Origin of the sequence: Bacillus sp. THAF10 (assembly GCF_009363695.1) — a bacterium.
In the GTDB taxonomy this organism is placed as follows: Bacteria; Bacillota; Bacilli; order Bacillales; family Bacillaceae_I; genus Sutcliffiella_A.
In genome coordinates this window covers 2,343,003-2,355,109 of sequence record NZ_CP045403.1, presented here as the reverse complement: position 1 = coordinate 2,355,109, position 12,107 = coordinate 2,343,003, and the positions used below count along the sequence as shown (strand labels likewise).

11 protein-coding genes are annotated in these 12,107 nt (G+C 40.0%); all 11 read left to right on the top strand.

The genetic code is table 11. The features are described 5' to 3' along the window. Positions 1–3 precede the first annotated feature (3 nt). Positions 4–819, top strand: coding sequence for a purine-nucleoside phosphorylase (locus FIU87_RS12285; RefSeq protein WP_152444863.1), 816 nt, complete (start codon positions 4–6; stop codon positions 817–819). Between the two features lie 198 nt (positions 820–1,017). Next, a complete protein-coding gene (locus tag FIU87_RS12280; protein ID WP_152444862.1) occupies positions 1,018–2,322 on the top strand; it encodes a pyrimidine-nucleoside phosphorylase in 1,305 nt (434 codons plus the stop codon). Positions 2,323–2,468: 146 nt separating this feature from the next. Then, the gene (locus FIU87_RS12275; RefSeq protein WP_152444861.1) at positions 2,469–3,632 is read left to right on the top strand and encodes a D-alanyl-D-alanine carboxypeptidase family protein; all 1,164 of its coding nucleotides are present in this window, start codon (positions 2,469–2,471) and stop codon (positions 3,630–3,632) included. 123 nt (positions 3,633–3,755) lie between these two features. After that, positions 3,756–4,106 carry an anti-sigma F factor antagonist gene (spoIIAA, locus tag FIU87_RS12270; protein WP_152444860.1) on the top strand — a complete coding sequence of 117 codons (351 nt, stop codon included), beginning with the start codon at positions 3,756–3,758 and terminating at the stop codon, positions 4,104–4,106. Further along, the gene (gene spoIIAB, locus FIU87_RS12265; protein WP_152444859.1) at positions 4,106–4,546 is read left to right on the top strand and encodes an anti-sigma F factor; all 441 of its coding nucleotides are present in this window, start codon (positions 4,106–4,108) and stop codon (positions 4,544–4,546) included. The genes spoIIAA and spoIIAB overlap by 1 nt, the downstream gene beginning before the upstream one ends. A 12-nt stretch (positions 4,547–4,558) precedes the next feature. Beyond that, complete coding sequence (sigF, locus tag FIU87_RS12260; protein WP_152444858.1) at positions 4,559–5,314, top strand: RNA polymerase sporulation sigma factor SigF; 756 nt, start codon at positions 4,559–4,561, stop codon at positions 5,312–5,314. Between the two features lie 240 nt (positions 5,315–5,554). Next, entirely contained in the window at positions 5,555–6,844 is a 1,290-nt protein-coding gene (locus FIU87_RS12255; protein WP_152444857.1) for an ABC transporter substrate-binding protein, read from the top strand. A gap of 137 nt (positions 6,845–6,981) precedes the next feature. Further along, positions 6,982–7,833 carry a carbohydrate ABC transporter permease gene (locus FIU87_RS12250; protein WP_152444856.1) on the top strand — a complete coding sequence of 284 codons (852 nt, stop codon included), beginning with the start codon at positions 6,982–6,984 and terminating at the stop codon, positions 7,831–7,833. Then, positions 7,830–8,657 (top strand): carbohydrate ABC transporter permease, encoded by an 828-nt coding sequence (locus tag FIU87_RS12245; protein WP_152444855.1) that lies wholly within the window; start codon positions 7,830–7,832, stop codon positions 8,655–8,657. Before FIU87_RS12250 ends, FIU87_RS12245 begins: the two co-directional genes overlap by 4 nt. Positions 8,658–8,678: 21 nt before the next feature. Continuing rightward, positions 8,679–10,928 carry an alpha-galactosidase gene (locus tag FIU87_RS12240; protein WP_152444854.1) on the top strand — a complete coding sequence of 750 codons (2,250 nt, stop codon included), beginning with the start codon at positions 8,679–8,681 and terminating at the stop codon, positions 10,926–10,928. Beyond that, positions 10,925–12,106, top strand: coding sequence for a galactokinase (locus FIU87_RS12235; RefSeq protein WP_301538623.1), 1,182 nt, complete (start codon positions 10,925–10,927; stop codon positions 12,104–12,106). Before FIU87_RS12240 ends, FIU87_RS12235 begins: the two co-directional genes overlap by 4 nt. Position 12,107 lies beyond the last annotated feature (1 nt).

Sequence of the window (12,107 nt, the reverse complement as noted above, 5' to 3'; positions counted from 1 at the left end):
AACATGAACATAGATGCGATTAAACAATCTGCTGATTATATAAATGCGAAATTATCCAACACGCCTGAAATTGGCCTTATTTTAGGCTCAGGTTTAGGTGTGTTGGCAGAAGAAATTCAAAACCCAATTGTGATTCCTTACACAGAAATTCCTGAATTTCCTGTGTCTACAGTGGAAGGCCATGCAGGTCAGCTTGTCATTGGGGACTTAGAAGGAAAAACAGTTATTGCCATGCAAGGACGCTTTCATTTCTATGAGGGCTATTCCATGGATAAAGTAACGTTCCCTGTGCGCGTGATGAAGAAGCTTGGTGTAGAAAAATTAATCGTGACTAATGCTGCTGGTGGTGTGAACGAAAGCTTTGAAGCAGGCGATTTAATGATCCTTTCTGACCACATTAATAACATGGGCACCAACCCATTAATCGGACCAAACAACAATGAACTTGGTGCACGTTTCCCTGATATGTCTGAGCCATATTGCAAAGAACTTCGCAAACTGGCAAAAGACGTAGCGGAAGAAATCGGCCTAAAAGTACAAGAAGGCGTTTATGTTGGAAACACAGGTCCTTCCTATGAAACACCAGCCGAGGTTAGAATGATTCGTACTCTTGGTGGAGATGCAGTAGGAATGTCTACAGTTCCAGAAGTAATCATTGCACGCCACAGTGGGATGAAGGTGCTAGGAATCTCTTGTATTTCCAACATGGCAGCAGGAATCCTCGATCAGCCATTAACGCATGACGAGGTAATAGAAACAACAGAAATGGTAAAAGCAAACTTCTTACAATTCGTAAAAACAATCGTTAAAGGAATGTAATTTTCGCTTTTATTTTTAAATATTTTATAGCTGCTGAAGGTAGCAAAGGCGGAGGTCCCTCGGGAATGAAGTGATTGACTAGAGACATCGAAGCGCCAAGCCTGAGGAGGCTCATAAATCCCCCCTCAGGACGCGGAGCCATTTGAGCAAATCTACAGCGTTTAATAGTGATAATATAGAAAACAGAGGTGTTTCAGAATGAGAATGGTTGACCTTATTCAAAAGAAGCGTGACGGCAAGGAACTTACAACAGAAGAAATCCAACATATCGTTACAGGATTTACTGACGGATCAATCCCTGACTATCAAATGAGTGCTTTTTCTATGGCACTATACTTTCAAGGAATGAGCGACCAAGAGCGTGCGGACCTTACAATGGCAATGGTAAACTCTGGTGACACCATTGACCTTTCTGCTATCGAAGGAATTAAGGTTGATAAGCACAGTACTGGCGGAGTAGGAGATACAACGACACTTGTTCTAGCTCCTCTAGTGGCTGCAGTGGGCGTACCGGTTGCAAAAATGAGCGGACGTGGTCTTGGCCATACTGGGGGAACCATTGATAAATTAGAGTCTGTTCCTGGCTTCCACGTGGAAATTGATAACCAAGAATTTATTGATTATGTGAACAAAAATAAAGTTGCAGTAATCGGGCAAAGTGGAAACCTTACACCTGCTGATAAAAAGCTATACGCGCTTCGTGACGTGACAGCTACGGTAAATAGTATCCCGCTAATTGCCAGCTCCATTATGAGCAAAAAAATTGCTGCAGGTGCAGATGCCATTGTGCTTGATGTAAAAACAGGTGCAGGTGCCTTCATGAAGGATTTAGACGAAGCGAAAAAACTTGCAAAAGCAATGGTGGATATCGGAAACAATGTTGGCCGTAGAACAATGGCAGTTATTTCTGATATGAGTCAGCCTCTTGGGTATGCAATCGGTAATGCGTTAGAAATTAAAGAAGCGATTGACACATTAAGAGGTAAAGGACCAAAAGATTTAGAAGAGCTTTGCTTAGTGCTAGGTAGCTACATGGTTCTTTTAGCTGAAAAAGCTTCTACTTTAGAAGAAGCGCGTGAAATGCTCGAGGAGGTTATTCGCTCTGGAGCAGCAATTGACACGCTAAAAACGTTCCTTGAAGCACAAGGTGGCGACGCTTCTGTTGTGGACAACCCGGAAAAATTACCACAAGCGAAGCATGTCATTGAGTTAGAAGCGAAAGAAGCTGGAGTGGTATCAGAAATCGTCGCAGATTCTGTTGGAACAGCAGCGATGCTACTTGGAGCTGGTCGTGCGACAAAAGAATCCGAAATTGATCTTGCAGTAGGTATCGTTCTTAACAAGAAAATCGGTGACAAAGTGGAAGCAGGAGAATCTCTTGCAACCATCCACAGCAATCAAGAAGATATCGAGAAAGTGAAAGAAGCCCTATATGAAAGCATTAAAGTGGTAAACGGCGACGTAACAGTCCCACCACTTGTATACGATACAATTTCAGAGTAGTTTTATCATACAAGGCAGTCCTGCTTTTAAAGTAGGGCTGCTTTTTTTATATCTGCCAAAAATATTTCCTCTCCTTCCAAAACTTAGTATAAAACCTACTTTTTTGGAAAAAATGTGAAGTATGGAATATGATTGGAGGTCTAAGGATGAAAAAGTTTATAACCGCAATAATAGCAATTGCTTTTACTTTTTCCGCATTTAGTCCTGTTGCAGGGGCGGAAGAAAGAGGTGTGCAGCTTACTGAAAATGCAAAATCAGCCATTTTAATTGAGCGTGACACCGGACAAGTGTTATATGAGAAAAATGGACACGAGAAATTACCGCCAGCAAGTATGACCAAGATTATGACGATGCTTCTCATTATGGAAGCTCTTGATGAAGGTAAATTAACGTGGGATGAAAAAATTAGAACAAGTGAGTACGCTGCCTCCATGGGAGGCTCGCAAATTTTCTTAGAAGCTGGCGAAGAAATGACAACAGATGAGATGCTACGCGGAATTGCCATTGCATCCGGTAATGATGCATCTGTTGCGATGGCAGAACGAATTGCCGGGTCTGAGGAAGCCTTTGTAGAAATGATGAATACCAAAGTGAAGGAATTGGGTTTAAATAACACACTTTTCCAAAACCCAACAGGCCTACCAGAGAAGGACCATTATAGCACAGCAAACGATATGGCAGTGATGGCAAAAGAATTACTGAAATACGAAGCTATTACAAAATATACAGGTCAATATGAAGACTATCTCAGACAAAATTCAGAAAAAAAATTCTGGCTTGTAAATACAAATAAATTGGTTCGTTTTTACCCTGGTGTAGACGGTGTGAAAACTGGATTTACACAGGAAGCAAAATACTGCTTAACGGCCACAGCAAAAAAAGATAACATGCGCGTGATAGCAGTTGTGTTTGGTGCGCCGACTCCTAAAGATCGCAACGCACAAATCACCAATATGCTTGATTATGCATTTAGTCACTACAAAACTCATCCGATGTACAAGCGAAACATTGCCGTTGAGAAGGTGGAAGTAAGTAAAGGTGCAAGAAAAGAAGTCGATGCCGTGACTAGTGAACCCATTTCCGTTCTAACCAAAAAGGGCGAAAATGTAGATGATGTTGAAAAAGTTATTACAGTAGATGAAAAAGTAAAAGCACCAGTTAAGAAGGGTGACAAAGTTGGGACGCTTGTCTTGAAAAAAGGTGGCAAGGTGGTTTCAGAAAGTGACTTAGTTGCAGGCTCCGATAGTATGGAAGCGAGCTGGTGGCAATTGTTCAAGCGATCGATGGGTCATTTTACAAAGGTAGATTAACAAGAAGGTAGCTTTATCACACATTTTAGCGAAAGAACACTAGTTTTGTCTGTAGGCAGGATTTTAGAAAACAAATAGCGAAAAGGACTCACTGAACAAAGTTTCCACAAGGAGGAACGTACAGTGAGTCTTGCCGTTGATTTAGAAGTTAAACAAAATGTTCTTTGCATTCGCTTAGCAGGAGAATTGGACCACCATACAGCTGAAAACCTTAGGGAACAAGCTTCAGCGATTATAGAAAAACATCAGATTTCTCATATTCTTTTGAATCTCGAGCATTTGTCCTTTATGGATAGCTCTGGACTTGGAGTGATCCTCGGACGCTACAAGCAGATTAAGAGTAATGGTGGAGAAATGGTGGTCTGTTCCATTTCCCCAGCTGTTAAAAGGCTGTTTGAAATGTCGGGTTTATTCAAAATCATCCGCCTTGAAGAAAGTGAACAAAATGCCCTTGAGAAATTGGGGGTGGCGTAATGAAAAATGTCATGGATATGAAATTTTCAGCTATTAGTCAAAATGAATCTTTTGCAAGGGTGACCGTTGCCGCATTCATTATGCAGCTAGACCCTACTATGGATGAGCTGACAGAAATTAAAACAGTAGTTTCAGAAGCAGTAACCAATGCAATCATTCACGGCTATGATAATGATCCGAATGCTTTTGTTTATATTTCTGTTGAACTAGAAGACGGTGCAGTCCATATCACCATAAAAGATAAAGGTATGGGCATTGACGACGTGGAGGAAGCTAGACAGCCATTGTATACTACTAAGCCTGAGCTCGAGCGTTCTGGTATGGGGTTTACCATTATGGAAAACTTTATGGATCATGTAGAAATTCACTCATCTAAAGAAACCGGCACCTCCATCCATATGACCAAGTATTTAGCTAAGAGCAAAGCGCTTTGTAATTAAGGAGCCAAGCCTATGGATGTCGAGGTTAAAAACCAAGCACAAACATACTTAAAAGATCATGAAGTAAAAGAATTGATTCAGCGCAGTCAGGACGGAGAACAGGAAGCCAGGGACATGATTGTCCAAAAGAATATGCGCCTTGTCTGGTCTGTTGTTCAGCGGTTTATGAACAGAGGTTATGAGCCAGATGATCTGTTCCAAATAGGCTGTATTGGGTTGTTAAAATCTGTAGATAAGTTTGATCTTTCCTATGATGTGAAATTTTCAACCTATGCAGTCCCCATGATCATTGGGGAAATTCAACGATTCATTCGAGATGATGGAAGTGTGAAGGTGAGCCGGTCGTTAAAGGAGATTGCTAACAAAATCCGCAAAGCAAAGGATGAGCTCTCTAAACGATATGGACGGGTACCTACCGTTAATGAAATCGCTGAGTTCTTAGAAATAACAGCAGAGGAAGTGGTGCTTGCCCAAGAAGCTGCAAGAGCGCCTTCTTCCATTCATGAAACGGTGTATGAAAATGATGGTGACCCAATCACGCTGTTGGACCAAATTGCGGATCATTCTGAGCATCGCTGGTTTGACAAGATTGCATTAAAAGAAGCCATTGAAGAGCTTGATGAGCGAGAAAAGCTCATCGTATATCTGCGTTACTATAAAGACCAAACCCAAACAGAAGTGGCACAGCGACTTGGAATATCTCAAGTACAAGTAAGCCGCTTGGAAAAGAAAATCTTACAACAAATGAAAGACCGCATGGACGAATGATGTCCATGCGGTTTTTTATATTGCATTGCTATTACACTTTAGTAAAAAAAATAATAAAATTATTGACACAATTAAATATTTTTACTAAAATTTTCACCAAGAGTTGTAAACGTTTACTTTTAGAAAATTCCTTCTTTAGCTTACGACATTATCAAATTTCTAACTTAGTAAAATTTTTACTTATTTATGAATCCGTTTACAATGAAGTGCTTTAAAGAAAACAGAAGGGGAGGATATTAAATGAAAAATGTTTCAAAGCTATTTATCACACTTTTTGTTGTCGTGTTGATTGCTGCTGGTTGCAGTGGGGGGGACGATGCTTCTGGTAAAGGAGACAAGACCATCACTGCATGGGCTTGGAATGTTAATGTTGGTGCTTTAGAAGAAGCTGCAAAAAAGTTTGAGGAAGAAAACCCTGGATTTGAACTAAAGGTAGAGGATATTGGCCGCTTGGATGTATATGATAAATTATCAACAGGCCTTGCTGCTGGAGGAATTGGCCTTCCTGATATTGTCCTAGTAGAGGACGATCGTATCCAAGGCTATGTGGAAGCATTTCCAGAAGGATTTGTGAATCTTTCTGATAAAGGGTTTGATAAACATATAGAATTATTTCCTCCGTTCAAACAGGAGTTAACATCAAAAAATGGAAAAGTTTATGCATTCTCCTTTGATGCTGGACCTGGAGGCATGTTCTATCGCAGAGATCTTTTTGAACAAGCAGGGGTGGATGCAGAATCCATTGAAACGTGGGATCAGTTCTTAGAAGCAGGGAAGAAAATAAAAGAGGAAACAGGAGCTTACGCAATGCCTTTGGACAAATTCAAAGACGATCCAACTTTTCGCATGATGTTAAATCAACTTGATGCGTATTATTTTGATAAGGAAGGAAACATCGATTTGACGAATCCAAAGGCAGTACAAGCAATGGATATGTTAAAGAAATTCGATGATGCAGAGCTTATCAAGGATGTTGATGGTTGGAATGGGGTCGTATCCTCCACTATTGATGGATCGGTTGCTACTATTCCATTTGGTGCTTGGTATTATGGAACAATTGTGGATCAGGCAAAAGATTCAGAAGGTGATTGGGGAGTATTCTTGCTACCTGCTTTTGAAGAAGGCGGAAATCGTGCTTCCAACTTAGGAGGAAGTAGCTGGATGATTCCTGCAGCCTCCAAAAATGCTGATCTCGCTTATGACTTTATGGAGTTCTTTTCCACAAATGAAGATGTTCAATTAATGGCAATGGATAAATACGGTCTGTTCCCATCTCTTTCTTCCACCTATGATTCTGAGGTTTTCACTGGTGGAGTTGATTTCTTTGGAGGCCAGGATATTTGGAAGCTGTTTGCTGATGAGATGAGTGATGTTCCAACCGCTTATTATACAAAAGATTACTCTCTTGCGCTTGACGAATCCATCAAGGCTCAGGCAGATGTATTTAACGGCAAAAATCCTAAGAAGGCACTTGAAGAAGCTGCAAAACGTTTGAGTGATCGAACACAGCGTGACGTTAATTCGCACTAATCTGTCCTGAAAAATGGCTGACTAATAGTTTAGTAGACACTTCAAAGTAAAGTGGGGACTGCTGTTAAGTCAGCCACATTTGTTTAACTGCTAATTTGTATAATCTGTTTCCACTCCCTAAAGAAAGTAGGATGACTATGAGAACGAAATATATACCCTATCTATTTATTGCTCCGGCCGTTATCTTGTTCTCCGTATTTATGCTCTATCCCATCCTGCACTCATTTGTACTAAGTTTTCAAACAAGTACAGGCGGCGCGATGGAATTTAACGGTTTGGATAATTATAAACGTTTACTGACCGATCAAATCTTTTGGAAAGCAATGAAGAATACGTTCATTATTTTAATTATTCAAGTTCCTATTATGCTTTTCCTAGCTTTGATTCTGGCAACACTTTTAAACTCGGCAATGTTAAAAATAAAAGGATTATTCAGAGTTTCCTTTTTCTTGCCAGCTGTCACCTCATTAGTTGCTTATTCGATTATTTTTTCCATTATGCTAATGAATGATGGGGTAATCAATCAATTAATTAATGCCTTAGGACTGAAAAGCATCCCATGGTTATCAGATCCGTTTTGGGCAAAGGCTTCTTTAATCATTGCGATGACTTGGAGATGGGCTGGATACAACATGGTCATCTATTTAGCTGCACTACAAAATATCTCCGATGAAATATATGAAGCAGCAAGTATGGATGGTGCGGGGAAAATTAGACAATTCTTTTCTATCACCATTCCACAATTAAAACCGGTCATTCTCTTTACTGCCATTCTATGTACAATCGGTACGCTTCAATTATTTGATGAACCTTTTGTACTAACAAAGGGTGGACCAAGTGATGCAACATTAACTTTAGGGATGTATTTGTATCAAACTGGTTTCCGCTACTTCGACTTTGGTTATGCATCAACGATCGCCTATGTAATCGTTGTGCTTATAGCGATCGTTTCCTTTATTCAATTTAAAGTGACGGGGGATGACAAATGAAGAAAAATACGAAAGCATTAAACAAAGTATTCTTATATATTGGTTTAGGACTTGGTGCACTTGTCTCTCTTTTCCCTTTTTACTGGGCAGTGATAGGTGCGACCAATACAAGTGGAAAAATGTTCTCTAAGCCACCAGAATTATTACCAGGAAATCAGTTGATTGAAAATGTCACCAACTTGAACAACTCTATCGGGATTGGCAGGGTAATGTTCAATTCTATGTTTGTTGCAGGCACCTACACGATTATTAGCTTAATTGTTTGTACATTGGCAGCCTATGCGTTCGCAAAGTTTGAGTTCAAAGGAAGAAACATCATCTTTATTATCTTTTTACTTTCTATGATGGTGCCATATCATGCAACAGTTGTTCCGTTATTTAAAATGATGGTGGCATTTGGCTGGATTAATACATACAAAGCGTTGATCTTACCAAATCTCGCTTATCCTTTTGCGATATTTTTGATGAGACAAAATATGCTGGCCTTTCCAAACTCCCTTATTGAAGCAGGAAGAATTGATGGAGCTGGTGAGTGGAAAATCTTCTTCCGTATTGTGTTGCCTTCTATGAAACCTGCTCTTGCAGCAACGGCCATCTTCTTGTTCATGTTTCAGTGGAACAGTTTCCTATGGCCGTTAATTGCAACAGCAACGACTGATATGTATACAATGCCTGTTGCATTATCAAGTTTATTTGGACTTTCAAGAATTGACTATGGTCAGGTAATGGCTGGGGTGACATTGGCAACTATCCCAATTATCGTGTTCTTTCTTGCCTTGCAGCGTCACTTTATCTCAGGAATGCTTGGTAGTGCAGTAAAGTAATAGTAGAGGAGTAGATGGTAGATGCCAATATTCATAAATGAAGACTCGTTACAATTCCATCTTCAAGGAAAAGATTTCAGCTATCTATTTCATGTCATGGAAAATGATCAGTTGGAGCACCTCTATTATGGAAAAAAGGTAACGCATCGTAACAGCTTTTCTCATTTAGTTGTCCGGCCTAATGAAGACATTGGAAACGCAACCTTTCCTTTTGAAGGGAACGGCAGATATTCTTTAGAAGCCATCAAACAGGAGTATCCTACGTATGGAAGCTCGGATTTTAGAGAGCCAGCACTTCAACTTTGGTATGAAAATGGAAGTAGAATAAGCGATTTTCGATTTAAAAGCTTTAACGTTCAAAAAGGAAAGCCTGGTATTAATGGTTTGCCATCCTCCTATGTAGAGAATGATATGGACGCTACTACTTTGACCATTATTTTAGAAGATAGTGAACAACCAGCAACGCTTGAACTTTTCTACACGGTATTTGAGAAACAAAACATGGTGACTAGAAGCTCTAGATTAACAAACAATGGCCCAAAGCATATAGAAATTAATAGATTATTAAGCGCTAGTGTAGATTTTCCAACAAAAGATTATACCATGCTCCAATTGGATGGGGCTTGGATTCGTGAAAGACATCTCCATAAACGCGAGTTACAGCATGGTGTGCAATCGATAGATAGTAAAAGAGGAACAAGCAGCTCTCAGCATAACCCATTTATGGCACTTGCCAAAAGAGATACAAATGAAAACAGTGGGGAAGTGTATGGATTTAGTCTTGTATACAGCGGTAATTTTCTAGCTGGAGTAGAAGTGGACCACTATGAAACAGCACGAGCTTATCTTGGCATCAACTCTTTTGACTTTCGATGGCAGTTGAGAAAATTCGAAAGTTTTCATTCCCCAGAAGCATTGCTAGTTTATTCGGATAAAGGCTTTAATGGTATGAGTCAGTCACTGCATCATTTTTTGCAAAAGCATATTGCCCGTGGCATTTGGAGAGATAAAGAACGTCCTATTCTTATCAATAATTGGGAAGCAACTTATTTTGATTTTGATGAAGACAAGCTTCTTAGTATTGCTGATGTAGCTAGCGACGTGGGAATCGAGCTGTTCGTTCTTGATGATGGGTGGTTCTTAAATAGGAATGACGATACCTCCTCTTTAGGAGATTGGTTTGAAGACAAAAAGAAGTTAAAAAGTGGACTTCGTGGATTAGCGAAAAACATAAATGCACGAGGCATGAAATTTGGCTTATGGTTTGAGCCTGAAATGATTTCAAAGGAAAGCTTGCTCTATAAAAAGCATCCCGAATGGGTGTTGAAACACAAAGGATTCAAGCATGCACACGGGAGAAATCAATATATTTTAGATCTCACTCAAGAAGAGGTCAGGTGCTATATTTTAGATCGATTAAGAGATATTCTATCCTCAGCAAACATTGAATATGTCAAATGGGACATGAATCGGAACATGACGGAAATCGGATCAAGTTTTCTAGATAGCTCTCAACAAGGGGAGGTAGCACACCGATATATTCTCGGCTTGTATACGATGCTCGAGAAGCTTACAGAGGAATTTCCAGAAGTATTATTTGAATCGTGTGCAAGTGGAGGCAATAGATTTGATCCGGGAATGCTCTATTATATGCCCCAAGCCTGGACAAGTGATAATACAGATGCGATAGAGCGGCTAAACATCCAGTACGGCACTTCTTATGCTTATCCATCCTCTATGATGGGAGCACATGTTTCAAGTGTACCAAATCATCAAACTGGAAGAATTACAAGCCTGTTGACACGGTTTCATGTCTCCATGTTTGGTGCATTTGGTTATGAGCTTGATGCAACAAGTTTTACAGAGGAAGAAAAACAAGAAGTAGAACAGCAGGTGGCATTTTATAAAAAGCACCGACACTTGCTACAATATGGGACATTTTTCAGGCTGAAAAGTCCGTTTGAATCCAATGATACGGCATGGATGGTGGTTTCTCCTGATAAAAAGAAAGCCATTGTCGCTTTTTATAGAAAAATGGCAGTTCCTAATCCTAGCTTTGTTTCCATTCCGTTAGATGGCTTGGATTCTGATCAAATGTACCAGGTTCAAGGGGAGTACATCACCTATCTTGGAGATGAACTAATGAATATTGGACTTCAAGTTCCTCCGTTATTTACAGGTACAGGGAAAAACAATCAAACACAACTACTAGGAGACTATCAATCAAAGGTTTGGGTTTTGGAAGCGGTAGACGGGAGGAATACGGAATGACACTACCATCAACATTAATAAAAACAATGAATGAAACGTTTGATGCAAAAGGTCCATTTAGAATGTTTTTTGCTCCGGGAAGAGTAAATCTGATTGGAGAACATACCGATTATAACGGAGGCTACGTCTTGCCATGTGCCTTAGAAATTGGCACTTATGCTAGTGTTAAAAAAAGAGAAGACAGGCAGTTTCGCCTTTATTCAAAAAATTTCCCTGATAAAGGCATTATCTCTTTCTCGTTAGATGAGCTTTCCTATGAAGCAAAAGATGATTGGGCAAATTATCCCAAAGGCGTCATTCAGGCTTTTTATCATAAAGGTGTGAAGGTGACTGGACTTGATATTGCCTTTGAAGGAAACATACCAAATGGGGCGGGCCTTTCTTCCTCTGCGTCCATTGAACTGGTAACAGCCGTGATGTTAAATGAATTATTTGAGGCAGGGTTTTCCATGCTTGAGATGGTAAAGCTCGCTAAAGATGTAGAGAATCATTTTATCGGTGTTAATTGCGGAATAATGGATCAGTTTGCGATTGGTATGGGGAAAAATCATCATGCTGTAATGCTGCACTGTGATTCATTAAAGTATGAATATTTGCCATTAGAGCTTGAAAATTATTCGATCGTAATTGCTAACACCAACAAGCAACGAGGCTTGGCAAGTTCAGCCTACAATCAGCGTAGAGAATCGTGTGAGTCTGCCTTATCCAAATTAAAATCTGTCATTCCTCTTGAGACAGTATCTGATATTACTTTGGAGCAGTTACGGGAATATGGGCACCTGCTAGAAGCAACGGAGATAAAAAGAGTGCAACACGTTATTACAGAAAATCACCGAACGAAAAAAGCGGCACAAGCTTTGAGTGAGGGTAACCTTGCACTATTTGGTGTGTTAATGAATGAATCGCATCAATCGTTAAAAGAAGATTACGAGGTTACTGGTTTAGAGCTGGATACCTTAGTAGAGTTAGCAAGAGAACAAGAAGGAACCATTGGGGCAAGGATGACCGGAGCAGGATTTGGCGGCTGCACTGTCAACATTGTAGCAGACAGAAAAGTTAATAGTTTTATAAAGGAAGTAGGAAGAGAGTATCAAAAGAAAATAGGCTGGGAAGCAGAATTTTATATAGCTAAGGTTGGAGAAGGAGCGAAAGAAATCTTAATACATGAGGTGAGTTAGC

Bases quoted from the DNA above. Each gene is read 5' to 3' on its own strand.
- FIU87_RS12285 (WP_152444863.1), top strand. From the start codon at position 4: ATGAACATAGATGCGATTAAACAATCTGCTGATTATATAAATGCGAAA.
- FIU87_RS12280 (WP_152444862.1), top strand. From the start codon at position 1,018: ATGAGAATGGTTGACCTTATTCAAAAGAAGCGTGACGGCAAGGAACTT.
- FIU87_RS12275 (WP_152444861.1), top strand. From the start codon at position 2,469: ATGAAAAAGTTTATAACCGCAATAATAGCAATTGCTTTTACTTTTTCC.
- spoIIAB (WP_152444859.1), top strand. From the start codon at position 4,106: ATGAAAAATGTCATGGATATGAAATTTTCAGCTATTAGTCAAAATGAA.
- sigF (WP_152444858.1), top strand. From the start codon at position 4,559: ATGGATGTCGAGGTTAAAAACCAAGCACAAACATACTTAAAAGATCAT.
- FIU87_RS12255 (WP_152444857.1), top strand. From the start codon at position 5,555: ATGAAAAATGTTTCAAAGCTATTTATCACACTTTTTGTTGTCGTGTTG.
- FIU87_RS12250 (WP_152444856.1), top strand. From the start codon at position 6,982: ATGAGAACGAAATATATACCCTATCTATTTATTGCTCCGGCCGTTATC.
- FIU87_RS12245 (WP_152444855.1), top strand. From the start codon at position 7,830: ATGAAGAAAAATACGAAAGCATTAAACAAAGTATTCTTATATATTGGT.
- FIU87_RS12240 (WP_152444854.1), top strand. From the start codon at position 8,679: ATGCCAATATTCATAAATGAAGACTCGTTACAATTCCATCTTCAAGGA.
- FIU87_RS12235 (WP_301538623.1), top strand. From the start codon at position 10,925: ATGACACTACCATCAACATTAATAAAAACAATGAATGAAACGTTTGAT.